This is a genomic window from Paracoccus sp. IB05 (genome assembly GCF_016405985.1).
In the GTDB taxonomy this organism is placed as follows: Bacteria; Pseudomonadota; Alphaproteobacteria; order Rhodobacterales; family Rhodobacteraceae; genus Pseudogemmobacter.
This window is the reverse complement of sequence record NZ_JAEFCF010000010.1, coordinates 1-24,155: the sequence shown is the minus strand read 5'-3', so window position 1 is coordinate 24,155 and position 24,155 is coordinate 1. Positions and strand designations below refer to the sequence as shown.

Annotated in this window: 25 protein-coding genes and 1 pseudogene; 17 read left to right on the top strand and 9 right to left on the bottom strand. The window is 63.5% G+C overall.

The window, feature by feature from the left end; all coding sequences use genetic code 11:
- Positions 1-48 precede the first annotated feature (48 nt).
- The gene (locus JC607_RS08820; protein WP_198836569.1) at positions 49-906 is read right to left on the bottom strand and encodes an EAL domain-containing protein; all 858 of its coding nucleotides are present in this window, start codon (positions 904-906) and stop codon (positions 49-51) included.
- A gap of 104 nt (positions 907-1,010) precedes the next feature.
- Between JC607_RS08820 and JC607_RS08815 the strand changes: the two genes are divergently transcribed.
- The 4 genes from JC607_RS08815 (at position 1,011) to JC607_RS08800 (ending at position 3,448) form a co-directional block, all read left to right on the top strand.
- Positions 1,011-1,592: a DNA-3-methyladenine glycosylase I gene (locus tag JC607_RS08815; RefSeq protein WP_198836568.1), complete on the top strand. Its 582-nt coding sequence runs from the start codon at positions 1,011-1,013 to the stop codon at positions 1,590-1,592.
- A gap of 95 nt (positions 1,593-1,687) precedes the next feature.
- The gene (locus tag JC607_RS08810) at positions 1,688-2,605 is read left to right on the top strand and encodes a co-chaperone YbbN (protein ID WP_198836567.1); all 918 of its coding nucleotides are present in this window, start codon (positions 1,688-1,690) and stop codon (positions 2,603-2,605) included.
- Between the two features lies 1 nt (position 2,606).
- Complete coding sequence (locus JC607_RS08805) at positions 2,607-3,248, top strand: LON peptidase substrate-binding domain-containing protein (protein WP_198836566.1); 642 nt, start codon at positions 2,607-2,609, stop codon at positions 3,246-3,248.
- A complete protein-coding gene (locus JC607_RS08800; RefSeq protein ID WP_198836565.1) occupies positions 3,245-3,448 on the top strand; it encodes a Trm112 family protein in 204 nt (67 codons plus the stop codon). Before JC607_RS08805 ends, JC607_RS08800 begins: the two co-directional genes overlap by 4 nt.
- Before the next feature lie 79 nt (positions 3,449-3,527).
- Here the strand turns inward: JC607_RS08800 and JC607_RS08795 are convergent.
- Positions 3,528-4,107 (bottom strand): annotated as a pseudogene (locus JC607_RS08795) (IS5 family transposase); the annotation flags it as partial.
- Positions 4,108-4,866: 759 nt separating this feature from the next.
- The gene (locus tag JC607_RS08790; RefSeq protein ID WP_198836564.1) at positions 4,867-6,099 is read right to left on the bottom strand and encodes an RsmB/NOP family class I SAM-dependent RNA methyltransferase; all 1,233 of its coding nucleotides are present in this window, start codon (positions 6,097-6,099) and stop codon (positions 4,867-4,869) included.
- 67 nt (positions 6,100-6,166) lie between these two features.
- Between JC607_RS08790 and JC607_RS08785 the strand changes: the two genes are divergently transcribed.
- Positions 6,167-6,355, top strand: a complete 189-nt coding sequence (locus JC607_RS08785; RefSeq protein WP_198836563.1) for a DUF1674 domain-containing protein — start codon at positions 6,167-6,169, stop codon at positions 6,353-6,355.
- 140 nt (positions 6,356-6,495) lie between these two features.
- Here the strand turns inward: JC607_RS08785 and dapB are convergent, their stop codons facing one another.
- On the bottom strand, positions 6,496-7,305 hold the full coding sequence (gene dapB, locus JC607_RS08780; protein ID WP_198836562.1) for a 4-hydroxy-tetrahydrodipicolinate reductase: 810 nt from the start codon (positions 7,303-7,305) through the stop codon (positions 6,496-6,498).
- A 99-nt stretch (positions 7,306-7,404) separates the two neighbouring features.
- On the opposite strand from dapB, the gene rbfA reads away from it, so the two are divergent.
- The 3 genes from rbfA to truB are packed head-to-tail and all read left to right on the top strand — an operon-like array spanning position 7,405 to position 9,485.
- Positions 7,405-7,836: a 30S ribosome-binding factor RbfA gene (rbfA, locus tag JC607_RS08775; protein ID WP_198836561.1), complete on the top strand. Its 432-nt coding sequence runs from the start codon at positions 7,405-7,407 to the stop codon at positions 7,834-7,836.
- Positions 7,833-8,579, top strand: a complete 747-nt coding sequence (locus JC607_RS08770; protein WP_370584776.1) for a phosphodiester glycosidase family protein — start codon at positions 7,833-7,835, stop codon at positions 8,577-8,579. The genes rbfA and JC607_RS08770 overlap by 4 nt, the downstream gene beginning before the upstream one ends.
- A gap of 3 nt (positions 8,580-8,582) precedes the next feature.
- Positions 8,583-9,485, top strand: coding sequence for a tRNA pseudouridine(55) synthase TruB (gene truB / locus JC607_RS08765; RefSeq protein ID WP_198836560.1), 903 nt, complete (start codon positions 8,583-8,585; stop codon positions 9,483-9,485).
- A gap of 109 nt (positions 9,486-9,594) precedes the next feature.
- On the opposite strand, the gene JC607_RS08760 is transcribed toward truB, so the two are convergent.
- A complete protein-coding gene (locus JC607_RS08760; protein WP_198836559.1) occupies positions 9,595-10,869 on the bottom strand; it encodes a calcium-binding protein in 1,275 nt (424 codons plus the stop codon).
- Positions 10,870-11,247: 378 nt separating this feature from the next.
- Between JC607_RS08760 and rpsO the strand changes: the two genes are divergently transcribed.
- The 9 genes from rpsO (at position 11,248) to JC607_RS08715 (ending at position 17,910) form a co-directional block, all read left to right on the top strand.
- Positions 11,248-11,517 (top strand): 30S ribosomal protein S15, encoded by a 270-nt coding sequence (rpsO, locus tag JC607_RS08755; RefSeq protein ID WP_198836558.1) that lies wholly within the window; start codon positions 11,248-11,250, stop codon positions 11,515-11,517.
- 202 nt (positions 11,518-11,719) lie between these two features.
- Positions 11,720-13,939: a hydrogen gas-evolving membrane-bound hydrogenase subunit E gene (mbhE, locus tag JC607_RS08750; RefSeq protein WP_198836557.1), complete on the top strand. Its 2,220-nt coding sequence runs from the start codon at positions 11,720-11,722 to the stop codon at positions 13,937-13,939.
- The gene (locus JC607_RS08745; protein ID WP_198836556.1) at positions 13,936-14,349 is read left to right on the top strand and encodes an MnhB domain-containing protein; all 414 of its coding nucleotides are present in this window, start codon (positions 13,936-13,938) and stop codon (positions 14,347-14,349) included. Before mbhE ends, JC607_RS08745 begins: the two co-directional genes overlap by 4 nt.
- Positions 14,349-14,717: a Na+/H+ antiporter subunit C gene (locus JC607_RS08740; protein WP_198836555.1), complete on the top strand. Its 369-nt coding sequence runs from the start codon at positions 14,349-14,351 to the stop codon at positions 14,715-14,717. Before JC607_RS08745 ends, JC607_RS08740 begins: the two co-directional genes overlap by 1 nt.
- Positions 14,714-16,213 carry a Na+/H+ antiporter subunit D gene (locus JC607_RS08735; RefSeq protein ID WP_198836554.1) on the top strand — a complete coding sequence of 500 codons (1,500 nt, stop codon included), beginning with the start codon at positions 14,714-14,716 and terminating at the stop codon, positions 16,211-16,213. Before JC607_RS08740 ends, JC607_RS08735 begins: the two co-directional genes overlap by 4 nt.
- Positions 16,210-16,560 (top strand): Na+/H+ antiporter subunit E, encoded by a 351-nt coding sequence (locus JC607_RS08730; protein ID WP_198836553.1) that lies wholly within the window; start codon positions 16,210-16,212, stop codon positions 16,558-16,560. The genes JC607_RS08735 and JC607_RS08730 overlap by 4 nt, the downstream gene beginning before the upstream one ends.
- The gene (locus tag JC607_RS08725; RefSeq protein WP_198836552.1) at positions 16,557-16,853 is read left to right on the top strand and encodes a monovalent cation/H+ antiporter complex subunit F; all 297 of its coding nucleotides are present in this window, start codon (positions 16,557-16,559) and stop codon (positions 16,851-16,853) included. Before JC607_RS08730 ends, JC607_RS08725 begins: the two co-directional genes overlap by 4 nt.
- Positions 16,846-17,145, top strand: coding sequence for a monovalent cation/H(+) antiporter subunit G (mnhG, locus tag JC607_RS08720; RefSeq protein WP_198836551.1), 300 nt, complete (start codon positions 16,846-16,848; stop codon positions 17,143-17,145). The genes JC607_RS08725 and mnhG overlap by 8 nt, the downstream gene beginning before the upstream one ends.
- Positions 17,146-17,256: 111 nt before the next feature.
- A complete protein-coding gene (locus JC607_RS08715) occupies positions 17,257-17,910 on the top strand; it encodes a hypothetical protein (RefSeq protein ID WP_198836550.1) in 654 nt (217 codons plus the stop codon).
- Positions 17,911-17,974: 64 nt separating this feature from the next.
- Here JC607_RS08715 and pnp read toward each other — a convergent pair whose 3' ends face one another.
- The 4 genes from pnp to JC607_RS08695 all read right to left on the bottom strand — a co-directional run bounded on the left by pnp (position 17,975) and on the right by JC607_RS08695 (position 23,731).
- Positions 17,975-20,113: a polyribonucleotide nucleotidyltransferase gene (pnp, locus tag JC607_RS08710; RefSeq protein WP_198836549.1), complete on the bottom strand. Its 2,139-nt coding sequence runs from the start codon at positions 20,111-20,113 to the stop codon at positions 17,975-17,977.
- A gap of 180 nt (positions 20,114-20,293) precedes the next feature.
- A complete protein-coding gene (locus tag JC607_RS08705; RefSeq protein ID WP_198836548.1) occupies positions 20,294-21,310 on the bottom strand; it encodes a hypothetical protein in 1,017 nt (338 codons plus the stop codon).
- Positions 21,311-21,434: 124 nt separating this feature from the next.
- Positions 21,435-22,358: a formylglycine-generating enzyme family protein gene (locus tag JC607_RS08700; RefSeq protein ID WP_198836547.1), complete on the bottom strand. Its 924-nt coding sequence runs from the start codon at positions 22,356-22,358 to the stop codon at positions 21,435-21,437.
- A gap of 38 nt (positions 22,359-22,396) precedes the next feature.
- Positions 22,397-23,731, bottom strand: a complete 1,335-nt coding sequence (locus JC607_RS08695) for a sulfatase (protein ID WP_198836546.1) — start codon at positions 23,729-23,731, stop codon at positions 22,397-22,399.
- Positions 23,732-24,155: the final 424 nt, after the last annotated feature.

The window sequence follows — 24,155 nt, the reverse complement described above, 5'->3', positions numbered from 1 at the left end:
ACACAATCAGAAGAAATACGCAAGAATATTGCGCGACAGTTTTTGACCTCAGCCTGCGGTTGTCGCCGCTTGCCTCGCGCGGAGATACAGGCTGAAATCGGGATCGAGTTCCGGCCGGCCGAACAGATAGCCCTGCAGACAGCCGACGCCCTGTTCCCGCAGCCAGTTCGCTTCATCGTTGCTTTCGACCGCTTCGGCCACGAGGAACATGCCAAATTCCTGCGCCATGGCGATGGCTGCGCGCACGATCGGCTGGTTTTCCGGATCCCTGTGACAGTCGCGGATAAAGCGGCCATCGAGCTTGGCGATGTCGAAACCGAATTCATAAAGCAGGCTCAGCGAGGTGAAGCTGTCGCCGAAATCATCCAGGGTGAAGGTGATGCCGTACCCCCGCAACTCGTCCATGAAGGGGATCAGCACATCTGGCATCTGCATCGCCGAAGCCTCGTTGATCTCAAGGATCAGCCCTTTGCCGATGCCGGGATATTCCCCAAGCACGCGGCGCAAAAGCTGCGTCCAGGGCTTATAGCCCACCGATCTCGCCGACATATTCACAGCGATTCGCACCCCGGGATTGCGCCGCAGCGTCATCAGCCCCAGCCGCAGCGCCGCCACGTCGATTTCGCGCCCAAGCTCGCGGGTTTCGGCAACCGACATGAAGTCGCGCGCCGGAATCGTCAGCTGCTTTTCATCCAGCAGCCGGATATAGCCTTCATAAAAGCCGATAATATCAGGGGCGGCGGCATAGACGGCGGGCTGGAAGGCCAGGCGCATCCGTTTGTGCTGCAATGCCTCGCGCACCATGTGCAGCACCGCGCGTTCTGCCGAGGAAACGGCGATGGAAAAAGGCGAGGCTTCCTTGCCGTCGAGATCGAATTTCTTGCGCCGCGCCTGTTCGATGCTCATCCCCGCTGTCCTTATTGTTCGGGTGACACTCTGCGCGAAGATGGGTAAACCGGGGCTGAACGTTCTGCGTTTGTTTCAAATTTTGCCTATTCCGGGAGGCCAATATGACTGCCGATTCCACGCCACGCTGTCCCTGGTGCGGCACAGACCCGCTTTATGTCGCCTATCACGATGAGGAATGGGGCCGGCCTGAACGCGACCCGCGCGCGCTGTGGGAAATGCTGATCCTCGAAGGCTTTCAGGCCGGTCTCTCCTGGTACACGATATTGAAAAAACGCGAAAATTTCCGCGCGGCCTTTCAGGGCTTTCAGCCGGAAACCATCGCCTCCTGGGGCGCGGATGAGGTGGAGCGCCTGCTTCTGGACCCCGGCATCGTGCGCCATCGTGGCAAGATCGAGAGCACGATCCGTTCGGCCCGCGCCTTTCTCGAGATCGAGGCGGCCGAGGGATTCTCGTCCTGGCTCTGGTCTTTCACCGGCGGCGGGGTGTTGCAGAACCGGCTCGGCACGATGGCGGAGGCCGTGGCCTCGACGCCTGAAAGCACCGCCATGTCCAAAGCCCTGAAAAAACGGGGTTTCAATTTCTGCGGCCCGGCGATCACCTATGCCTTCATGCAGGCGGCGGGGATGGTGAATGACCATCTGACCACTTGCCCGCAACATGGGGAATGTGCTGCGCTCGCCTGATCGGGGGAGCGATCAGGCAGGAGGGGACGCGCGCCCCCTTGGCGACTGCGACATCAGCGCGCATATAGGGGCAAAGCCGCGAAAGTGAGGACAGCATGCTCGGTCTTGATGAGACACAAAAGCCCGCCGCCAGCCAGCCTGGCGATCTGATCAAAGACGGTTCCGACGCGACATTCATGGCCGATGTGATCGACGCCTCGCGCGAAGTGCCGGTGATCGTTGATTTCTGGGCGACCTGGTGCGGACCCTGCAAACAGCTCGGGCCGGCGCTGGAGGCTGCGGTCACGGCGGCGAAAGGCAAGGTGCGGCTGGTCAAGATCGATGTGGATCAGAACCAGATGGTCGCCGGTCAGTTGCGCGTGCAGTCGATTCCGACGGTCTATGCCTTCTGGCAGGGCCAGCCGGTTGACGGCTTCCAGGGCGCGTTGCCCGGCTCTGAAATCAAGAAATTCGTCGAGAAACTGGTGGCGCTTGGCGGTGATGACGGGGGCCTGGGCGATGCGCTTGCCGCCGCCGAAGAGATGCTGACAAACGGCGATTATGCCGATGCGGTCGAGACATTCGCAGCCATCCTTGGCGAAGAACCCGAGAATGCGGCGGCCTTTGGTGGCCTCGCCCGCAGCCATGTCGGCGCCGGCGATTTTGACGCCGCAGAGGCGCTTTTGCAGACCGTTCCGGCCGCGATTGCCGGCGCGCAAGAGGTCGAGGCTGCCCGCGCGCAGCTGGAACTGGCGCGGCAGGCTGCCAATGCCGGCCCCGAGGCCGAGTTGCAGGCCGCCGTCGATGCGGACCCGGCCAATCACCAGGCGCGGTTTGATCTTGCCGTGGCGCTCAATGCCAGCGGAAAGATCGATGAGGCGGTGGACCAGTTGCTGGAACTGTTCCGGCGCGACCGCGAATGGAATGACGGCGCCGCGCGCGCGCAGCTCTTCACCATTTTCGACGCGCTGAAGCCGCAGGACCCGATTGTGCTGAAAGGGCGCCGTCGGCTTTCTTCGATGATCTTCGTCTGAGATGTTTCCGCTGCGGCCTTCGCTGGCGGATCTGCCGGGGATGATCCCGGTCTTCCCGTTGCCCGGTGCATTGCTCCTGCCCCGGGCGCGGCTGCCTTTGCATATTTTCGAGCCGCGTTATCTCGCGATGATCGACGATTGCCTGAAACATCCGCACCGGCTGATCGGTATGGTCTGTCCGCTGGGCGAGGACCGGCTCTCGACCATCGGCTGCGCCGGCCGTCTGGTGCAACTCGGTGAGACCGATGACCGGCGCTATATGATCACGCTTGCGGGCCTCGTCCGGTTCCGGATGGGCGATGAGGTGGAGGGCTTTACCCCCTATCGCCGTTTCAATGTGGACTGGTCACCGTTTGAGCGTGATCTGGGCGGTCCCGAAGAGGATACAGGCCTCGACCGGCCGGCACTGTTCTCGCTGATCTCGCGCTATCTGGCGGGCCGCGATCTGACCGCTGACTGGAAGGGGCTGGAGGCTGCTCCGGATGAGATTCTGATCAACTCCCTCTCCATGCTGGTGCCGCTGTCGCCCGAAGACCGCCAGGCCCTGCTGGAAACCCCGGATCTTACGACACGGCGTGAGACGCTGGTGACTTTGGTGGAATTTGCCCTCAGGGGCGGCAATGACGATGAGGTGCTGCAATGAGCGAGACCGGGACCGAAGACCAGAAACCGGCCGCTTTCGACCGGCGGATGCTCGAGGCTCTGATCTGCCCGGTCACGCATGGGGCGCTGATCTGGGACAGTGAGAAGCAGGAACTGATCTCGAAATCAGCGAAACTTGCCTTCCCGGTACGGGGCGGAGTTCCGGTTATGCTGGTGTCGGAAGCCCGCGAGCTGGACTGACCGCCGGCCAGCGGCGGGCGCGGAATTTTTCTGAAAATTCCGGCCAGATTTCTTACTTAGGCTCCAGACTCATTCACACTTAAAGCCAGAAGAGGACGGTCGCAGCCAGAGCGATGGCAGAGAGGGAGACGATGGGGCATCTGTCGTATCTGGTGGCCACGCGCCGCCAATCCTTGAGCCTTCCGAGCATGATCTCGATGCGGTTTCGGCGTTTGTAGCGGCGTTTGTCGTATCGAACGGCTCTTCCGTCCGGGAATGCAGGCCCTTATCCCTTTGTCTTTCAGGGCATCTCTGAACCAGCCGGCATCATAGCCGCGATCGGCGAGCATACAGTCCACCTTTGGCAAGCTGCGCGAGCTGTGCAGCGGCTCCACTGTAGTCGCTGACCAGACCGGCCGCGACCAACAGACTGATCGGGTGGCCCTGCGCATCGGAAACGGCATGCAGCCTGGTGTTCATGCCACCTTTCGTGCGTCCGATCAGCCGGCCCATTCCGGGGGCTTATGCGGCCCCACCGGGGCCACGGACCCCCTTCATACCCCCTTCTTAACCCGTAGGCTGGAGGCCGTGCGATGGGCTTTCAGACAGGTCGCATCGATCATGATGGTCTTTTCGTCGGCGGCCTCGGACGCCAGGCCGTGCATCATCCGCGTGAACACCCTGCCAAAGAAACTAAAAGCGTGCGCAGCTTTTGTTGCATAGTAGATTCGAAGAATCGAAAAAGTATTTCGATTCAATTGCTTGAAATCGGCCTGATTGACGATGAAAAGCAATAGTCTGCGCAGGAAAGGAATAACATGCGCAAGCATAGAGTATTGATAACAAATGGTTATATCGGTGGTACGGTCTGGTTTGCCTTGCTCGGATCGGTGATCTCGCAGTAGGTCAGGTCAACAGCACCAAATCGCGGTGAATTCTTGGGCCGGTCCAGCATCAGGGCCCGGATGGCCTGTGCAAAAGCACTTCGACCGCCCTCGCAGCAATCGGGCACTTGATCATCATCATCGGCAACCTGGACGCCTCCCCTTTCTCGGCAGCAGCCGGTAGTGCGGCCTTCCACAAGATCGGAAGGCCCCCAATGAAAACAAGAGCTTCTACGCTTACTCCTCCTATGGCCTCAGAATTCTGCGCCAGACGGCTCGCACCCGTTCTGCCGGGCGATGTAGTCCAGACCCTGCAACGATACATGGTCGAACTGCTCGCCCGAGAGGTGTATCCGCCCTATCGTGGCGCAGGACTCGATCTCACGGCGCTGGCACAGACACTATCGCTGGACCGCGTCTTGTTGCAGTCGCAGAAGGCGCAGCTCAGCTCCACGCAGCGCCACCTCCGCCCATGCAGTGGTGCTGATGAAACACCTTCCCCGAATGGCGTCGAGGCAGGAGTTTTTCAGCGGCCTGCTCAGAAATTTGCGGCCCTCAGGGGCGATGGAGGCGCATCATGAAAAATCCGTCCATACCGCCCTGCGACGCGAGGTAATCCGGGCGCAGCCGCAGCCCGCCGTTTTCTGTCCACCAGTCGGAATGGATGCCGTCAAGATCAACGCGGGTGGTTTTCAGCCCGGGATGCCGGGCGAGGACGGCATCCAGCTGGAGCTCGCCCTCTTCCGGCAGGAGCGAGCAGGTGGCGAATACGAGTCTGCTGCCCGGCTTCAGCCAGGACAGCGCCCTGTCGATCAGCTGCGATTGCAGTTCGGCCAGGCCCGTGATCTCGCTGCCATCCTTGACGAAGGGCAGGTCGGGATGGCGGCGGATGGTGCCGCTGGCCGAACAGGGCGCATCCAGCAGGATCGCATCAAAGAGGCTATCCGGCTGCCAATGCAGGGCGTCGGCGGCGATCAGCTGCGCCTGCAGGCCGGTCCGCGCCAGGTTTTCCTCAACCCGCCGCAGCCGCGCCGGAGAAATATCAAGCGCCGTGACCTCGGCACCGGTGGCCGCCAGTTGCATCGTCTTGCCGCCGGGAGCCGCGCAGAGATCGAGCACCCGCTCTCCGGCCTGCGCCTGCAAAAGCCGCGCGGGCATTGCGGCGGCCATATCCTGCACCCACCAGCTGCCTTCGGCATAGCCGGGAAGGGCGGTGATCCGGCCGGGATCGGAAAGGCGCAGGCTGCCGGTCGGCATCATCTCGCCCTCGGGGTGCGGGCCTTCCGGGCGCAGTGTCAGATCGAGCGGCGGTGGGGCTGCGAACACGGTTTCCATCTGATGGACCGCATCGCGGCCCCATTTTTGCACCAGCGGCTGGCGCAGCCAGCGCGGCAGTTTTTGCACCGGCTGCTCTGTGAGGGCGGCCGGGTCGATCCCGCGCAGCACGGCATTGACGAGGCCGGACATATGCCGGGTTTTGCGGTCCTGCTGCGCGATGGCGACGCAGGCATTCACCACACCATAGGGCGCCGCGCCCAGGGCCATTTCCACCAGGCCGAGCCGGAGGATATTCATCAAAGCGAGCGGCGGCGATTTGCGCAGCTTTGGCGCGAGGATGTGGTCGGCGGGGGCCAGCCGGCGCAGCACTTCATCGGTCAGGCGACCCGCACGGGCGCGGTCCTGCGGCGCGAGATCCGGTTCGGTGAGCCCGGCGAGCATCTTCCCCTCGCCCAGCACCGCATTCAGCGCGGCAACTGCCGCTGCCCGTGCCGCTATACCTTCAGCCATTCTGCGCCCCTTTGCACCTGCCGTCCGGCGCTGTATCACAGACAAGGACCGGAGAGGAACCGCTGCCATGACCGATTGCCAACCGGAAGAAAAACGCGATCTGCCGCCCGAGGCGCTGCGGGCGCTTGCCGAAGCCGGGGCGCGGCGCAAGGCTTTGGGCGATCAGGCGGTGCCAAAGGAATATGGCGGGCGCGACGGGCTGGAGCCGGTGCGCTATGGGGATTGGGAGAAGAAGGGGCTCGCGGTCGATTTCTGACCGGCTGAGTGCCTGCGGTCCGAGTGCCTGTGGACGGAGCGCCTATGCCTGACTGCGGAAGCGCTCCGCGCGGGAGTATTCAGGTCAAGAGGAAGCTGGCCCTCCGGATCCAGGGGCGGATCGAATGGGCTGATCCGGTGTCAGATTCCGAGCACATCCGCCATGTCATAATGGCCGGGCTTTTTGCCCTGCCCCCAGAGGACGGCGCGCAATGCGCCCCGGGCGAAGATCGAGCGGTCTGTGGCAAGGTGGCGCAGCACGATGCGTTCGCCATCGGCGGCGAAGATCACATCATGTTCGCCGACAACATCGCCGCCCCGGATCGCTGAAAAGCCGATCGTGCCGCGGCTGCGGGCGCCGGTGATGCCTTCGCGGGCGGGGGTGCGCAGCTCAGCCAGGCTTTTGCCTCGGCCTTCTGCGGCGGCCGCGCCCAGCATCAGCGCCGTGCCGGACGGCGCATCGACCTTGTGACGGTGATGCGCCTCGACCACTTCGATATCCCAGTCTTCATCCAGCGCCGCCGCGACCTTGCGCGCAAGCCCGGTCAGAAGATTGACGCCGAGGCTCATATTGCCGGCGCGGATGATGACCGCATGGCGCGCCGCCGCGCCGAGTTTCGCGATATCCGAATCGCTGAGCCCTGTGGTGCCGATCACATGCACCGCGCGGGCCTGGGCGGCGAGGCCGGCAAATTCCACCGTGGCCGCGGGCGAGGTGAAATCGATCACGCCCTGGGCTTTGGCGAAGGCCTCGACCGGGTCATCGGTCACGATGATGCCATTCGGCTGGCCGCCCATGCATTCGCCAAGATCGCGGCCGATCCAGAGACTGCCTTCGCGTGCCACCCCGGCGACAAGACGCGCCTTGCCGCTGGCCTGGATGGTTTTCACCAGCATCTGCCCCATGCGGCCCGACACACCCGTGACGACAATACCCGGCAGATCGCTCATGACTTCCTCCAGCGCTTTCCTGCTGTGGTTTAACGCCGGCAGCGCCTGGTTGAAACCCTGCCCGTTGCGGGGCGGGCCGAAAGCGCTTAAATGCGGGGCATGGCCACAAAACGCACATCCTCCGGTCAGGGGCCGTCGCAGCGTCAGCTGCGGGTTGGCGAACTGATCCGACGTACCCTTTCCGATGTTCTGAACCGGGGCGAGATCCACGACCCGGAGCTGAATGCTATGCCGATCACCGTCGGCGAGGTCTCGCTTTCAACCGATCTCAAAGTGGCGACGGTTTATGTCATGCCGCTTCTGGGCTCGGCGCCGGTTGATGAGGCGGTGAAGCTGCTGGCGAAGCACCGGGGCGAGCTGCGCCACCGGGTCGCGGCCGGGCTGACGCTGAAATACGCGCCCGATCTGCGGTTCCGCCCGGACGAGACCTATGACCGGCTTGACGAGACGCGGCGGCTGTTCGCGGATCCGAAGGTGCAGCGCGATATCGGGAGCAAAGATCAGGAAGGGGCCGGGGAGGAAGAGGCGTGATCCGCCTCCTCGCGGCCCTGGTGGTGCTGATATCGGGTGCGGGGGCCGCATCGGCCTCGGCCTGCCGCCAGGATATGTTCGAGGGCGTGCCTTTCAGTCTTTGCGAAGTGACGGCAGCGGATGATCTGCGGCTGTTTCTCGACGGTCCCAGGGGCAATCTCGGCTCGTTCCGCGCGGTTGACCAGGCTTTGGCGGCCGAGGGCAAAGCGCTTGGTTTCGCGATGAATGCCGGCATGTATCACCGCGACCGCTCGCCCGTCGGACTTTATATCGAGGGCGGCGAAGAGAAACATGCCATCGTCACTGCCGAGGGGCCGGGGAATTTCGGCCTGCTGCCAAATGGGGTGTTTTGCTGGGCGGATGGCAGTTTCAACATCACCGACAGCCGCGCGTTCGAGCCCCTGCGGGGCAATTGCCGTTATGCGACGCAGTCGGGGCCGATGCTGGTGATCAATGGCAAGCTGCATCCCCGCTTTCTGGAAAACAGCGATTCGACCTATATCCGCAATGGCGTCGGCGTCGATGCCGCGGGGACGAAGGCAGTCTTCGTGATGAGCGACCGGGCCGTCAGTTTCCACCAGTTCGCGCGGTTTTTCCGCGACCATCTCGGGCTGACGGATGCGCTTTATTTCGACGGCAATATTTCGCGGCTTTACGCGCCCGAGCTGGGGCGCCATGACGGCGGCTTCGCGATGGGGCCGATTGTCGGCACCGTGATCGATTCGGGTCAGGCACAGGACTAATCAATGGCGAAAACGCGCAAAGGCCGCCCGGTTTCCGGCTGGGTGATCGTCGACAAGCCTGCGGGCATTGGCTCGACCGATGTGGTGAACAAGGTGAAATGGGCCTTTCAGGCCCAAAAAGCCGGCCATGCCGGCACGCTGGATCCGGATGCGACGGGGGTGCTGGCGGTTGCTCTGGGCGAGGCCACCAAATGTGTGCCGGTGGTGGCGGATGCACTGAAATGCTACCGGTTCCGGGTGGTATTCGGGGCCGCGACTGCAACCGATGATGCCAGCGGTGCGGTGATTGCGACCTCGCTTGCGCGGCCTTCGGATGGTGAAATCGAGGCGGCGCTGGCCGCGTTTCGCGGCGAGATCCTGCAGGTTCCGCCACAGGTTTCCGCAGTCAAGGTCGATGGCGAGCGTGCTTATGACCTCGCCCGCGAGGGGATCGAGATGGATCTCGCGGCGCGGCCGCTATGGGTTGACAGCCTTGTGCTGCTGGGGCGGCCCGATGCCGATCACGCCGATCTGGAAATGGTCTGTGGCAAGGGCGGCTATGTGCGCGCCATTGCACGCGATCTTGGCCGGGCACTTGGCTGTCTCGGCCATGTGGCCTGGCTCAGGCGGGAATGGTCGGGGCCATTCGAGGCGGCTGAGGCGGTCACGATGGCGCAGATCGAGGAGCTGGCGCGGCAGGACGGGATCGACGCTCTGCTGGCGCCGCTCGAACTCGCGCTGGCGGATCTGCCAGAGCTGAAGGCGACAGCGGAAGGGGCGGTGCGGCTGAAGAACGGCAATCCGGGGCAGGTGCTGGGCCATATCGATTATGGCGATGAGGCCTGGGCGAGCTTTGACGGCAAGGCGCTGGCGCTTGGCCGCTATATGGGCGGTGAGTTGCACCCGTCGCGCGTGTTCAATCTTTGACGTGCTGGCGCTGATTTTCGCGGCAGGGCTGCGGCATTGAGACAGGGCGGCCGATCTGGCCGCCCTTTGGGTTTTCGCATCTGCCCTGGCTGAGTCGCGCCGCGCCGGATCAGGCGGCGAGCAGCCTGATTTCGGACAGGTTGACCTGGCCATTCACCTCGGCCACGACAAAGCCGTCGATGCTGATCAGGGATGAGCCGCCGGTCGCGCTTTGCGTCACCGAGACTGCGGGCGAGACATGGGCGGCCGGGTCATAGACCAGCACGATCTCATCATCCTGCGGGTCGTAATCGGTGATGGTCGCGAAGCCGCCTTCACCCAGCCATTGCGTCAGGACGAAGCTGTCAGATCCCGCGCCGCCATTGCCATAATCGCCCGCGCCGAGATGGATCACATCATCGCCGTCACCGCCATTGAGGAAGTCGACTTCGCCATCGTCACCCTCGGGGAAGGCGCCCCAGAGCGTATCATTCCCGGCGCCGCCATCCAGCGTATCCGCGCCCGCACCGCCGACCATCTGATCGTCGCCCTCGCCGCCCCAGAGCCAGTCATCGCCCTCCTCGCCATAAAGACTGTCATCGCCCTCACCGCCCAGCAGCGTGTCATTGCCGGCGCCGCCCCGGAGCAGATCGTCGCCTTCATGCCCCATCAGCTGGTCGTCACCCGCGCCGCCTTCAAGCGTGTCATCGCCCGCGTCACCATGCAGCTCGTCATTTCCGGCACCGCCAAAGACGAGATCATTGCCCGCCCCGGCTGTGACAATGTCGTTGCCGTCATCCCCGTAAATCGTGTCGTCGCCGTCACGCGCATTGATCTGATCATTGCCCTCGCCGCCCCGGATCAGGTCTGCGTTGTCCCCACCGTCGAGCAGGTCGTCCCGGGCCGTGCCACTGGCCGGCGAGGACAGCGACGAGCCTGTTTCTGTGGCCGAACCGCTTCCCGGAAGGACAGGGGTGGCGGTATCCGTATCGTCATCATCGGAGGGGTCAACGGCTGTACCGGGCGCCGGATCGGTGATCTGAGGGCCATCAACAGGCGCCAGGCCAGTATCAGGGTCATGGTCGCTATCGATGCCAGTTCCCGGAACATCTGTTCCGCTGTCACTGCCGCCGGGATCAGTTGAGACGTTGCTTCCTGTGTTCGTAGAGCTGCCGATCCAGCCGCCGCCATGCGTGCCGCCTGTTCGGAAGGGGTTCACGAGGTGCAGGGGGTCATCCTGAGCGGCCTGGTCCGGATCATCCAGCAGGTTACCGTGTTCGGCCTGATCTTCGGTCTGGCCGTCTGCGTTTTCAGCCTCATCCTCTTCGTCCGTGGCGCGGGCCGAAATGCCCTCGATCACGGCTCCCGCGAACACTGCCCCCAGCAATCCTAACAGGCCTAACATTGTTCCACCTCACATGGCCGGCCCTTGCGGGGCGTTAACCATTTTTCACGTTAACCATTTGATGCATATGAAAACTTCCTGATCAGTCAATACCACGTGAGGGTGTATTCTCATAGGAGATGTTTTGGTTAAGTTGTGAAAAATCCGACGCGATCCGTTTCCGGATTCGCGCTGACCGGACGGGTTCAGCCGGTGCGGGCCAGGACCAGACCTGATCCGATACGCTTTGCCGCCGACAGCGCCAGGGGCTTTCCTTTTGCGCCGAATCCCCGTATAGGCGCGCATCCCCTGCAGTGGTTTTCCCTGCCGGGGTGTAAGGGCCCTGCTGGACGACATCCCGGCTTGTGCCGTCTCTCGCAACACCGAAAGGAGCATCCGATGTCGATCACCGTCGAAGAAAAAGCCCGCCTGATCAAGGAATACGCGACCAAAGCCGGTGATACCGGTTCGCCCGAAGTGCAGGTTTCCATCCTGTCCTCGCGCATCGCGACCCTGACCGAGCATTTCAAAACGCATAAGAAAGACAACCACTCGCGTCGTGGTCTGCTTATGCTCGTCGCGCAGCGCCGCAAGCTGCTGGACTATCTGAAAGCCAAAGACGAAGCCCGTTACAGCTCGCTGATCGCGCGCCTCGGCCTGCGTCGCTGAGGTTTTGCCGCAGCGCCCGGTTTCACCGGGTCGTGTCTGTGTCACAAGAATGCCCGTGCCGAAAGGTACGGGCATTTTTCTTTGATACCGCCCCTCTCTTATAGTTTTAAACTATAATGACAGCCGCAGATTTCTATTTCTCTCTTCGGGTGCCCGCCTGTATCGACTGAGTGACCGGAGGCGGTAACCGGAGGGGGAGGCCATGGCGCAAGACAAAAGCGGTTTCTCCCTGTCCCGGGCGGCGGGCTATCTGGCAGCGGCTGTCGCTTTCGCGCTGTTTGCAGCACTCTTTGCACTGGCAGGAGCGGTCCTCACAACCGGCGCGGTCCTGTTCGATCTGGCCTGGGTGCCCTCGCTCGGGATCGGGCTGTCTTTCATGCTTGACCCGCTGGCGCTGATCTTTGCTGCGCTGATCACCGGAATCGGCGGGCTGATCTTCCTCTATGCCACCGGCTATATGGGCGACCACCCGCAATTCGGGCGCTTTGTGCTCTTCCTGTTTCTCTTCATGCTTTCGATGCTGGGGCTGGTGCTGGCGCGCGACCTGATCACGTTATTCGTGTTCTGGGAGCTGACCTCGCTCACCTCTTACCTGCTGATCGGCTTCAGCCATGACGATCCGAAGGCGCGCCGCAATGCGCTCCAGGCGATGCTGGTCACGGCAGGTGGCGGGCTTGCGCTGCTGGCCGGGTTCATCCTGATCGGCTTTGCTGCGGGGAGCTATGATCTCGCGGTGATCCTGCAAGGCGGGGGATTGCAGACCAGCCCGCTTTATGGCGCGATCCTGACGCTGGTGCTTTTGGGGGCATTCACCAAATCTGCGCAGATCCCGTTCCATTTCTGGCTCCCGAATGCCATGGCGGCACCGACCCCGGTTTCGGCCTATCTCCATTCCGCGACCATGGTGAAGGCGGGGGTCTATCTGCTGGCGCGGCTGCATCCGGCGCTCTCGGGCACCGGGGCATGGGAGATCACGCTGACCCTGGCCGGCGGAGCAACGGCGCTTTTTGCCTCGGTCATGGCGATCCGCCAGCGCGATCTGAAACAGGCCCTGGCCTGGACGACGCTGATGGCTCTGGGCGTGCTGGTGCTCTTTCTGGCGCAGGGTACGGGTGTGGCCCTGACGGCGGCGCTGACCTTCCTGATCGTGCATGCGCTTTACAAGGCGGCGCTGTTCATGGTGGTGGGCGCGGTGGATCATGGCACCGGCAGCCGCGATGTGACAGCCTTGCGCGGCTTGCGGCGGGCAATGCCGCTGACCGCGGTTTCGGCGCTTCTGGCTGCGGTTTCGATGGCCGGCCTGCCGCCCTTCCTTGGCTGGATCGGGAAAGAGCTGCTTTATGCCGGGGTCACGCCCTGGCTGGTCCTGCCGCTGCTGGCCGCGAATGCGCTGATCTTTGCGGTGGCGGGAGTGGTGGCGCTGCGACCTTTCTGGGGGGCGCCGCCCGGGCCCTTGCCGCGAGAGCCGCATGAGGCAGGCTGGCAGATGCTGGCCGGGCCGGTCGTGCTGGGGGTGGCGGGTCTTGTCTTCGGGCTGATGCCGGGCCTCTTGCAGCCGTTGCTGGACGCGGCGGTCATGGGATTTGGCGCGGCCCCGGCGGCAGAGCTGCATCTCTGGGCCGGGGTCAACCTGCCGCTGGCGCTCAGCTTCGCGACCTTCGGGCTGGGGGGGCTGTTGTTCCTGGCCGCGCCGCGTCTTCTGGCGCGCGGGACCGACCTTTCCTTTGCGGACCGCTGCTGGGACCGGTTGCTTGCGGGCCTTGCCAGCTTCGCCACGTGCCTGACCCGGGTGATCCAGTCCGGGAGGCTGAGCCGCTACCTCACGCTGAGCTTTCTGACGGCTGGCCTCGTGACCCTCGTCACACTGGCGGCAAAGCGCCCGCTGCTGGCGGTGGATTTCACCGCGCCGCTGCCGCTCTGGGTGATCGCGGGTTTCATGCTTGGCGGGGCGGCGCTTGCGCTGACGCCGCATTCGCGCATCGCCAATATCGCCGGGATCGGCACGGTCGGGATCGGCGTGGCGCTGATCTTCCTGATCTTCGGCGCGCCGGATGTGGCGGTGACGCAGCTGATGGTCGAGTGCCTTTCTGCCGTCCTGTTCGGCATCGCGCTGCTGCGCCTGCCCGGAATCACCGAGCGCCGCAGCCCCCGCCGCCGCGCGTTGCATTGGGGGATCGCGGGCATTGTGGGTCTGTCGGTTACGCTGATCCTGCTGGCGATCACCGCGCATCCGCCGGACCGGCAGCTTGCCACATATTTCGAGGAAAACAGCTTCAGCCTCGCGCATGGTCTGAATATCGTGAATGTGATCCTTGTGGATTTCCGGGCCTTTGACACTTTTGGCGAGCTCACCGTGGTTCTTCTGGCCGGCATCGGCGCCTGGGCGCTGCTGAAGCGCCGCATCGGGAGGGCGCGCGGATGAGATCGCCGATCCTTGCCACCGGGGCGCGGCTTTTGCTGCCGCTCTTCCTGGGGTTTGCGCTTTATATCCTCCTGCGCGGCCATAATGCGCCGGGCGGCGGCTTTATCGCCGGGCTGATCGCGGCGCTTGGCTTTGCGATTGTGATCTTCGCCGATGGGCCGGAGGCCGCGCGCCGGATGCTGCGGATCGATCCGCGCAGCCTGGGCGGCATCGGGCTGGTTTGCGCCCTGATCGCGGGGGGGGGCGCCGCGCTGAGCGGGGGGGCGCCTTTCCAGGGGATCTGGCTCGATCTGCCGGTCCTGCCGCTGTCCACGGTGCTGCTGTTTGACATCGGCGTATTCCTGGCCGTGATCGGCGGCGTCCTGGCGCTGATCTTCGCGCTGGAAGACAGCGGAAAGGCGGGCGGCTGATGGAAACCATCCTTGCGATACTGGCCGGAGCGCTGGTCACTGCCGGGCTCTGGCTGATGCTTTCGGGCAATCTGCTGCGCTTTCTCTTCGGGCTGATGCTGCTTTCGAATGCGGTCAATCTGGCGATTTTTGCCGCCGGACGCCTGACCGAGGGCCGCCCGCCCCTGCTGGAGCCCGGCGGGGCGCGGCCCGTCGGCGAGCTGGCCAATGCGCTGCCACAGGCGCTGTTGCTGACCGCCATCGTGATTGGCTTCGGTCTCTTCGCCTTCGCCCTGGCGCTGACGATCCGTGCCTATCGCAGCTTTGGCCATCTTGAAGTTGACCGGATGCGCCTGGCTGAACCGGAAGAGCCGCGGGGGGAAGCATGAGCTGGATCCTCGCACTTCCGATCCTGACGCCGTTCATCGGGGCCGGGGCCTGCCTGTTCCTGCGCAATCGAAAGGGCGTGGGCTGGATCTCGGTCCTGACGGCGCTGGCCTCGCTGGGGCTCGCGGTCCGGCTTCTGGCCACGGTGATCGACCATGGCGTCATCGCGGGTCAGGTCAGCGGCTGGCCTGCGCCTTTCGGGATCACGCTGGTGGCGGATTATCTCTCGGCGGCGATGGTGCTGATCACGGCGATCATCGGGCTGGCGACCGCCCTCTGGGCCATGGCGGAAATCGGCCCGACCTCGGCGCGGCTCGGCTGGTTCACCCTGTTCCAGACATTGCTGGGCGGTGTGACCGGCGCCTTTCTGACCGGCGATCTTTTCAACCTCTATGTCTGGTTCGAGGTGCTGCTGATCTCGTCCTTTGGTCTGCTGGCGATCGGAGGCAGCCGCAGCGCGACGGACGGTGCGGTGAAATATGTGACGCTGAACCTGATCGCGACGGCGCTGTTTCTCTGCGCCGCCGGGCTGACCTATGGCGCGACCGGCACGCTGAATATGGCCGATCTGCATGGCAAGGTGGCGGCACATCCCGATCAGGGGCTGATGACGGTAATCGCCATACTGTTCATGCTGGCCTTCGGAATGAAAGCGGCGGTCTTTCCGTTGTTCTTCTGGCTGCCGGCCTCGTATCACACGCCGCATTATGCGGTATCCGCCCTTTTTGCCGGGCTTCTGACCAAGGTTGGCGTCTATGCACTGATCCGGGTCTTCACGCTGATTTTCACCGGGGATCAGGGCTGGACGCATGAGATCCTTCTGTGGTGCGCCTGCCTGACCATGGTGACCGGCGTGCTTGGCGCGGCGGCGCAGAGCGATTTCCGCAAGATCCTTTCCTTCCACATCGTCAGCCAGATTGGCTATATGGTGCTGGGTCTTGCGCTGATGACGCCGCTCGCGCTGGTGGGGGCGGTGTTTTACCTGCTGCACCATATCATCGTGAAGGCGAACCTCTTCCTTGTGGCCGGGGTGTCGCGCCGTCTGACCGGCGGCTCTGATCTGGCGCAGATCGGCGGGCTTTACCGGGCGGCGCCCTTCCTCGCGGTCCTGTTCCTGATCCCGGCCTTTTCGCTGGCGGGCTTTCCGCCGCTTTCGGGCTTCTGGGCGAAATATCTGCTGGTCCGGGCCGCGCTGGAGGAAGGCGCCTGGCTGGTGGCGGGGATCGCGCTTATGGTGGGGCTTCTGACCATTTACTCGATGACCAAGATCTGGGCCGGTGCCTTCTGGAAGCCGCATCCGGGCGGATATGAGCCGGTGCTGGCGCAGCTTTCGCCCCGCGCGCGCGTGCTGATGCTGACGCCGATGGCGGTGCTGGCGGCGATGACGGTGCTGATCGGCGTGATGCCTGAGCCCTTCGTGACTTTTGCCACCACCGCCGCGCAGCAGCTCCTGGAGCCTGACGCCTATATCCGGATCGTGCTGGGAGCGCGCCCATGAGCCATGCCCGCCGTATTGTCCCCCGCATCTTTGCCGGCGCCAGCCTTGCGCCCTGGTTCCTGAAAGAGCTGGTGAAATCCTGCCTCCAGGTCGCGCTTGACTGTATCCGGCCGCGCCTGACGCTGACTCCGGCGATCATCCGGCTGCCGCTGCGCCCCGATATCACGGATGCCGAGATCTTCCTTTTGTCGGGCCTGATCACCCTGACACCGGGCACATTGACGCTGGACGTCGCCGGGGACCGCAGTTGCCTTATGATCCATTGCCTGCATGGCAGCGACCCGGAGGCCCTGGTTCAGGAATTGCAGGATGGTATGGCGCGCCGCGTCAGGGGGGTGTTCAGATGAGTTCTGCCGCGTTTCTGGACCTGAGCCTGACCGGGGCCATGGCGCTGATGGCGCTGGCGGTGTTTCTGGGGCTGCTGCGGCTGTGGAAAGGGCCGACGCTTGGCGACCGGGTGGTGGCGCTTGATATGATGTCAGCGGCGGTGATCGGCTTTTGCGCGCTGTTTGCGCTGAAGGCCGGGATCGGGGCCTATCTCGATATCGCGGTGGCGGTGGCGCTGGTGAGTTTCGTGCCGGTGGTCGCCCTGGCACGCTATGCCGAGCGGCTGGCGCGGCGGGAGGGAACCGATGACTGAGGTGATCACAGGGGTTCTGGCGCTCGCGGCAGGGGTGTTTGCGGTGATTGCGGCGCTTGGCGTCCTGCGCTTTCCCGATGTACTGACCCGGATGCATGCCGCGTCAAAGGTCGGGGCATTCGCCGGCAGCCTCGCGCTCCTGGCGGCGGCGGTGGGCTTTGGAACCACGGGGGCGGTGGTGAAGGCGCTGGTGGCGATCCTCTTTCTTTTTGTCACCGCCCCTGTCGCCGCACACCTGATCGGTCGCGCCAGCGCCTGGCGCAGCGGGGGGCTGCCGCGCGGGCGGCGCTGATCGCGCTGGACGGATTGTGATCCGGGCCAGCAGCGCCCGCTTTTGCGCTTTGGCGCGGCATGGCTTATGCTTGATCCGAGAGCAGCCCATCCGTCACCCGCGAGAGACAAAATGTCCCGTATCCTTTCCAGTGCCTTTCTGGTCCTGGCCCTCGGTGCCGGTGCCGCAGCGGCCGATGTCTGTAACTATCGCCTCAGCGAGATGATCGCGCTGCGCGCCCCGAAACTCGCGGCAGCGGCGGCAGATGCAGCCGTCGTCGGACGTTTTGATCCCACGGCGCCGGATTTCCTGACCCTGGTCGACAGCAGCACCGGCTTTTCCGCCGTGGGGGCTGTCGTGGCGGGCGCCAATGCCGCCAAAGCCCTTGGCGGGGCAGAAGCCGCGCTTGGGGCAGGGGGCACCGTGCTGACCTCCTCGGCGCTTGGCATGGCGGCGGGGGCGGCAGCGCTAGGCATTGTCGGGCTGGAGGGCGTCTGCCAGTTCAAAGCCGAACGCCTCACCGATTATTATGAAGTGCTGGCTGTGCTGGCCGCTGTGGCAGAAACCGCCGACCGGGATTTCTTTCAGCTACAGCTTGGACCTGCGCGCAAGAAGGGCGCTGTGGTCGAGATCTGGGATACCGGCAGCGGGGTGCGCAAACAATATCCCGTGGCCGAGCTTTACTTCGTCAATGGCGAGCTGAAATATCGCCGCTGGGGCTTCAACAAGAACCTCGGGATGCTGATGCAGTTCGAGGGGGGCATCCCCAAAGTCGAACAGAAATGACCTGAGCGAAAGAGAAAAGGCCCCGGATCGCTCCGGGGCCTTTCTTAATTCTGAAGCGGGGGGCTCAGCCCTCGGCTTCTTCTTTCTTCTCGGTGATTTCCAGGCCGGTTTCCTGGTCAACCATCTTCATGCCGAGACGGACCTTGCCGCGATCGTCAAAGCCAAGGAGTTTCACCTTAACTTCCTGACCTTCTTTCAGGATCTCGTTCGGATGGTTCAGACGCTTATTGGCGATCTGCGACACGTGAACCAGACCGTCCCGCTTGCCGAAGAAGTTCACAAACGCGCCGAAATCGACCAGTTTCACCACTTTGCCGGTGTAGATCTTGCCATCTTCCGGCTCTGCCACGATCGACCAGATCATGTCATAGGCCTTTTTGATGGCATTGGCGTCATTCGAGGCAATCTTGATCATGCCATCATCATTGATGTCGACCTTGGCGCCCGACACTTCGACGATCTCACGGATCACCTTGCCGCCCGAACCGATCACTTCACGGATCTTATCGGTCGGGATCGACATGGTTTCGATCTTGGGCGCATAGGCCGAGAAGCCCTGCGGTGCCGAAAGCGCGGCATTCATCTCGCCGAGGATATGGAGACGGCCGTCTTTGGCCTGGGCCAGAGCCTGCTCCATGATCTCGGGCGTGATGCCGGCGACCTTGATGTCCATCTGCATCGTGGTGATGCCGTTGGCGGTGCCTGCAACTTTGAAGTCCATGTCGCCGAGATGGTCTTCGTCGCCGAGGATGTCGGTCAGAACCGCCCAGCGGCCATCGTCTTCCAGGATCAGACCCATGGCGACGCCGGCAACCGGCGATTTCAGCGGAACACCCGCATCCATCATCGAGAGCGAGCCGCCGCAGACCGAAGCCATCGAGGACGAGCCATTCGATTCGGTGATCTCGGACACGACGCGGATCGTGTAGGGGAAATCGGTCGCCGCCGGCAGAACCGCCTGCAGCGCACGCCATGCCAGCTTGCCATGGCCGATCTCACGACGGCCGGGCGAACCCACGCGGCCAACTTCGCCAACCGAATAGGGCGGGAAGTTGTAATGCAGCAGGAAGTTCGACCGGTAATTGCCGTTCAGCGCGTCGATGATCTGCTCATCCTCGCCGGTCCCGAGCGTGGTGACCACAAGGCCCTGGGTTTCCCCACGGGTGAACAAAGCCGAGCCATGCGCGCGCGGCAGGATGCCGTTTTCGCAGAAGATCGGGCGGACGGTTTTGTTGTCGCGGCCGTCGATCCGGGCGCCACCATTGATGATGTCACCGCGCAGAATGCCCGATTCCAGCTTTTTGATCGCCGAGCCGAGGTTCTTGTCGGCAAGATCTTCTTCCGACAGCGAAGCCTTGATCGCTTTCACCGCAGCCGAGATCGCATTGGTGCGGTCCTGCTTGTCACGGATCGCGAAAGCAGCGCGCATCTGGGTTTCGCCAGCGGTGGCCACACGGGTGTAAAGCTCGGAATAATCCGGAGCCTGGAAGTCGAAGGGCTCGTTGGCGGCTTCCTCGGCGAGGTCGATGATCAGGTCGATCACCGGCTGCATCGCGGCATGGCCGAACTTGACGGCGCCGAGCATTTCTTCCTCGGTCAGCTCGTAAGCCTCTGATTCCACCATCATAACGGCGTCTTTGGTGCCGGCGATGACGAGGTCCAGACGCTGGTCCGGGTTGTTCTTCAGCTGGGTCATGTCGTCCATGGCCGGGTTCAGAACATATTGGCCATTGGTGAAGCCGACACGCGCCGCCCCGATCGGGCCCATGAAGGGCACGCCCGAGATGGTCAGCGCGGCCGAAACGGCGATCATCGCGACCACATCTGGGTCGTTCACGAGATCGCAGGACAGCACGGTTGCCATGACGAGGACTTCGTTCTTGAAGCCTTCGACGAAGAGCGGGCGGCAGGGGCGGTCGATCAGACGCGAGGTCAGCGTCTCTTTTTCCGACGGGCGTGCCTCACGCTTGAAAAAGCCGCCAGGCACTTTGCCGGCGGCATAGTATTTTTCCTGGTAGTGAACGGTCAGCGGGAAGAAATCCTGGCCTTCCTTGGCCGTCTTGGCGAAGGTCACATTGGCCATGACCTGGGTTTCGCCCAGCGTCGCAATGACCGAGCCATCGGCCTGGCGCGCAACCTTGCCGGTCTCCAGGGTCAGCGTCTCATCGCCCCACTGGATAGATTTTTTCGAAATTTTGAACATGCATTTTCCTCTTGGGAGCGCTCCGGCCCCTGCCGGTCTCCCGATATATGGCGACCCCATTGTCGCCGCCCCAATCCTCATGCATGTGCCCGGGGCCAGGGGCGTCACGTCTCAGATGGCGCGGGCCATACAGGAAAACGGGCTGTTTGGGAAGCCCGATCCGGTCAGCCCCCTTCGGCATCAGCCTTTGATCGCCGCCTGCAGCCTTTGCATATCGGCGGTGAGGGCAGGCGTGCTCAGCCCGAGCCTGGTGGCGAGGGCCGCGATCCGGATCCGCCAGTCGAAGCGCGCCAGTGCCTCGTGATGGTTTCGGCGCGCGACCTCCGGTGTCCAGGCTTGGACGGCTTCGGCGATCAGATCGAGGTTGCGGTCAAGGTCGATCCCGCCGGTTTCCAGCACAGAGCCGGGCCAGCTGACCAGCCGTACATCGCCTTCGGGCTGGCGCCCGGCAACGCTGGCGCCGCAGGCCAGCGCATCGGTCCAGCGCGCGGTGACATAGGCGCGCGTCGGGTGAGTATAGGGGGCGGGCGCCGCGATATTCGAATGGGCGATGATGAATTTCGACCGCGCATACCAGTCGCGCATCAGCTCGGTTTGCTGGGTTTCCGGGCTGGCGGGGAAGGGGGGGCGGCCCTGGAAATGCAACCCCCGCGCCGCGCAGGCGGCGGCGGTGCGCGCGTCATCATCCCAGGCCCCGGGCTGGCGGCCGATCCGCAAAAGATCAATCGGGCGCTCCGCCGCAGCGCTGCCCAGATCCAGCACATCGGCCCCCCAGCCGAGATATATCGCGCGGCCCGGCGCCAGCGCCTCGTAATCCGGGCCATCCGCCTCGCGGGTATAGGCCACCAGGTCGAAATGCGACAGCAGGCGCGCGGCGGGGCGCGGCCAGGTTTCAGTCCAGAAACTGTCGATCACCCAGAGCGCGCGGAAGGCCCGTTTCTCGCGCCAGAGCGGATGGGCGAGCGCCCGCAACAGTTCGGAAGGCGAGCGCAGCACAAAGATATCGCCGCCCGTGCCGCCCCGCGGCGGAGGAAACAGCGTGGCACCAATCCGCCCGGGCAGCGAGAGCCGACAGGGGCCAAGGTCGCAAATCCCGGCCTCAAGGAGCCGCGCCATCAGGCTGATCAGGTGATTGACCGGCATCCAGCCGGCATCCTGGTTTGCGAAACAGAACAGCCTTGTCGCAGCACGTGTCATCTTATCGGCCTCCGGCAACTGACAGGGGGCCTGCGGCCATATCCCGTGCAGAGATAGCAGAAATTCCGTGCAGGCGGAATGGGTTGCTGCGGTCCCGGGGGGCGGCATTTGTCAGGGGCCGGCCTCAGACCGTATCAGCCCCGATCACCCGAAAGCCAATGTGGCCGGTCGAGCTTTCCGCCGTATTATGGCTGCGTGAATGCACGAAATAGCGGCCGCAATAGCTGTCATGACACAGATGCGAGCCGCCGCGCATCACCTTGCTGCCACCTGTGACCTGGCTCACAGGATCAGGGCGCGGCGGGTGCTGTGCGGCGGGCAAAGGGCCAAAGCTGTCCGCTGTCCATTCCCAGACATTGCCAGTCATATTGAACAGCCCATAGCCGTTCGGGGAAAAGGCCCTGACCGGAGCAGTGCCGGCAAAGCCGTCTTCTGCGCTGTTCTGATCGGGAAAGCGGCCCTGCCAGATGTTATGGCCATGCCGCCCAGCCGGGGTCAGATCATTCCCCCAGGGAAATTTCATCCGCGTAAGCCCGCCGCGCGCGGCATATTCCCATTGCGCCTCGGAGGGCAGACTGGTGCCGGTAAACGCTGCAAAAGCCTCGGCGTCATGCCAGGAGACATGGGTGACAGGGTGGTCCTCGCGGCCGGCAAGGTCACTCTCCGGGCCCTCGGGATGCGCCCAGTCGGCACCGGTGACCCGGCGCCACCAGGGCGTGCCGGCGGGATGGGTCAGCCAGACCTTTGGCTCAGCCAGGAAGAGATGGAAGACGAAGGACCAGCCCTCGCGCCCGGCGGTGGTCACATACCCGCTTTCCTCGATGAAACGGGCGAAGATCCGGTTGCTGACGGTCACCGCCGAGATCTGAAATCCCGAAAGCTTCACCCGGCGCCTGGGGCTGTCGCGATCGGCCTCATACCGCGATTTCGGCGTTCCCATCTCGCAAAATCCCGCCGGGATCTGCCGCATATCTTCGGCAATTGCGGCCCGAAGGGCCGCAGAGGCCGCGCCCCCGGCTGTCCCGGCAGTGGCGGGCGCGGGCGTCATGTGCCCCCCGCGTGCGGGCGCGCAGCAGCCTTTGCCGTTCATTCGGCATCCCCGGCCGGTGCGAGATCGGGCGGCGGCGCGACATAGGCATGGCGTGTGAGCCAGTCCTCCAGCGCCGAGCGCATCTCCGGAAAGGCCGGGTGGTTCTGGCCCAGATCCCTCAGCTGCCAGAAATCCTCTTCCGTATCAAAGAGCTGATACCAGCCATCCTGATAGCGGATCAGCCGGTATTTGCCGTGCCGGATCGTCACATGCCCCTTGTAAAAGGACGGCACTACCGGATCCGGTGCCCTCTCGCCTTTCACAAGCGGCAAAAGCGATTGCCCGCATTGCCGCATTGGCGCTGCGACATTGGCGATGTCCAGCAAAGTCGGCCCGACATCGATCATCGCAACCGGATCGGTGACCACACGCGGCACCGGGTTTTCCGGGTCGAACAGGATCAGCGGCACATTGAGCGACTGCTCCCACAAAGTCGTCTTGCGGAAGATATTGCGGTTGCCAAGGTGAAAGCCGTGATCCGCGACAACCATGATCACCGTATTGGCAGCATGGCGGGATTTGCGCAGCACCTCAAGCACCCGGCCCAGCTGATAATCGGCATGGCTATAAGCTGAAAAATAATTGCGCACGCTTTTCTGCCAGAAATCGAGATCGCGGAATTCCTCGCTTTCCGGAATGTTCTCCGTGACATAGGGCGCGTCAGCGACATAGCCGTTCCAGCCCTCGGGGCGGATGAACGCTGCCGGATCATATTGCTCTTTAAAACGCGCCGGCGTGCTGTGGGGCGTATGCGGGCTGAAAAAACCCAGCTCGCGGTAAAAGGGCGCATCCCCTGCATAGGTTTCAAGAAAGCCGATTGCGGATGTCGCGGCCTGGGCATCAAAGAAGAAATCATCATCCGTACCGTCTTCGGTCCCGCGCCCGCCCCGGTAGCCGCCGTAGAATTTCATCCGGCGTTTCATCTCTTTGGGCAGTTTCACATCCAGCGAGAACTCTTTCGCGGCGTCGGAATAGAGTGCTGCATGATGGCGCGGGCGCAGCACCGGGCTGTGATGCACCTTGCCCCCCGAAGAACAGAAATAGCCAGCGGCCTTCAGATTGCTGATCCAGCACTCCCGCGCCGGAACCTGGCGGAAAACGTAGCGCGCATTGTCGAAGATCTGCGACTCATGCGGCATCAGGGTCGTCATCATGCTGGCCCGCGCCGGACCGCAGACCGGAGCCTGGCAAAGGGCGGTGTGGAACGCCGTTGACACCGCGCAAAGATCGTCCAGAACCGGGATCTGCAAAGGCGCGCCGAACACCGATTTATAGCGCCAGGGCGCTACGGCATCATCAAAGCTGACCAGAAGAATATTCTTACGCGTCATAATGTTACCCTGTCAGGTATCGGGAACTGGCAGGGCCGCGGGCAGTGCAAAAGCCGTGCGCATTCCGGCAGTGCCGGGAGGCATGAAGCAAACAACGAACGCTCCCGTCTGATCTGGCATATGCAATCTGCCGCCGATGAATAGCCCGGGCAGATTGTTAGCCGATGGCCGGCGTCTGGTCCATCCCGGCCATGGTTTTGGCGTCATTCTCTGGTGCTGCCGGCTGCCAGAGACAGCGCCTTCGGACCCGTGACAGGCCTGCCGCCGGGTTCGGTGACTTCCCTTCCTTACGTCATTCAAAACCCGGAAGAATGGCAGCTGGTGGCTTCAGGCCGCAGTTTGCTCCGGAAGCGATTTTGGGAACGAACCGGCTTTGTTGCGCAAATGCAGCGTAGGATTCACCTCACGAATCCAGTCTGTTAGT

Excerpts from the sequence above, each read along its gene's own strand:
- JC607_RS08820 (WP_198836569.1), bottom strand. The coding sequence starts at position 906 with ATGAGCATCGAACAGGCGCGGCGCAAGAAATTCGATCTCGACGGCAAG.
- JC607_RS08815 (WP_198836568.1), top strand. The coding sequence starts at position 1,011 with ATGACTGCCGATTCCACGCCACGCTGTCCCTGGTGCGGCACAGACCCG.
- JC607_RS08810 (WP_198836567.1), top strand. The coding sequence starts at position 1,688 with ATGCTCGGTCTTGATGAGACACAAAAGCCCGCCGCCAGCCAGCCTGGC.
- JC607_RS08805 (WP_198836566.1), top strand. The coding sequence starts at position 2,607 with ATGTTTCCGCTGCGGCCTTCGCTGGCGGATCTGCCGGGGATGATCCCG.
- JC607_RS08800 (WP_198836565.1), top strand. The coding sequence starts at position 3,245 with ATGAGCGAGACCGGGACCGAAGACCAGAAACCGGCCGCTTTCGACCGG.
- JC607_RS08790 (WP_198836564.1), bottom strand. The coding sequence starts at position 6,099 with ATGGCTGAAGGTATAGCGGCACGGGCAGCGGCAGTTGCCGCGCTGAAT.
- JC607_RS08785 (WP_198836563.1), top strand. The coding sequence starts at position 6,167 with ATGACCGATTGCCAACCGGAAGAAAAACGCGATCTGCCGCCCGAGGCG.
- dapB (WP_198836562.1), bottom strand. The coding sequence starts at position 7,305 with ATGAGCGATCTGCCGGGTATTGTCGTCACGGGTGTGTCGGGCCGCATG.
- rbfA (WP_198836561.1), top strand. The coding sequence starts at position 7,405 with ATGGCCACAAAACGCACATCCTCCGGTCAGGGGCCGTCGCAGCGTCAG.
- truB (WP_198836560.1), top strand. The coding sequence starts at position 8,583 with ATGGCGAAAACGCGCAAAGGCCGCCCGGTTTCCGGCTGGGTGATCGTC.
- JC607_RS08760 (WP_198836559.1), bottom strand. The coding sequence starts at position 10,869 with ATGTTAGGCCTGTTAGGATTGCTGGGGGCAGTGTTCGCGGGAGCCGTG.
- rpsO (WP_198836558.1), top strand. The coding sequence starts at position 11,248 with ATGTCGATCACCGTCGAAGAAAAAGCCCGCCTGATCAAGGAATACGCG.
- mbhE (WP_198836557.1), top strand. The coding sequence starts at position 11,720 with ATGGCGCAAGACAAAAGCGGTTTCTCCCTGTCCCGGGCGGCGGGCTAT.
- JC607_RS08745 (WP_198836556.1), top strand. The coding sequence starts at position 13,936 with ATGAGATCGCCGATCCTTGCCACCGGGGCGCGGCTTTTGCTGCCGCTC.
- JC607_RS08740 (WP_198836555.1), top strand. The coding sequence starts at position 14,349 with ATGGAAACCATCCTTGCGATACTGGCCGGAGCGCTGGTCACTGCCGGG.
- JC607_RS08735 (WP_198836554.1), top strand. The coding sequence starts at position 14,714 with ATGAGCTGGATCCTCGCACTTCCGATCCTGACGCCGTTCATCGGGGCC.
- JC607_RS08730 (WP_198836553.1), top strand. The coding sequence starts at position 16,210 with ATGAGCCATGCCCGCCGTATTGTCCCCCGCATCTTTGCCGGCGCCAGC.
- JC607_RS08725 (WP_198836552.1), top strand. The coding sequence starts at position 16,557 with ATGAGTTCTGCCGCGTTTCTGGACCTGAGCCTGACCGGGGCCATGGCG.
- mnhG (WP_198836551.1), top strand. The coding sequence starts at position 16,846 with ATGACTGAGGTGATCACAGGGGTTCTGGCGCTCGCGGCAGGGGTGTTT.
- JC607_RS08715 (WP_198836550.1), top strand. The coding sequence starts at position 17,257 with ATGTCCCGTATCCTTTCCAGTGCCTTTCTGGTCCTGGCCCTCGGTGCC.
- pnp (WP_198836549.1), bottom strand. The coding sequence starts at position 20,113 with ATGTTCAAAATTTCGAAAAAATCTATCCAGTGGGGCGATGAGACGCTG.
- JC607_RS08705 (WP_198836548.1), bottom strand. The coding sequence starts at position 21,310 with ATGACACGTGCTGCGACAAGGCTGTTCTGTTTCGCAAACCAGGATGCC.
- JC607_RS08700 (WP_198836547.1), bottom strand. The coding sequence starts at position 22,358 with ATGACGCCCGCGCCCGCCACTGCCGGGACAGCCGGGGGCGCGGCCTCT.
- JC607_RS08695 (WP_198836546.1), bottom strand. The coding sequence starts at position 23,731 with ATGACGCGTAAGAATATTCTTCTGGTCAGCTTTGATGATGCCGTAGCG.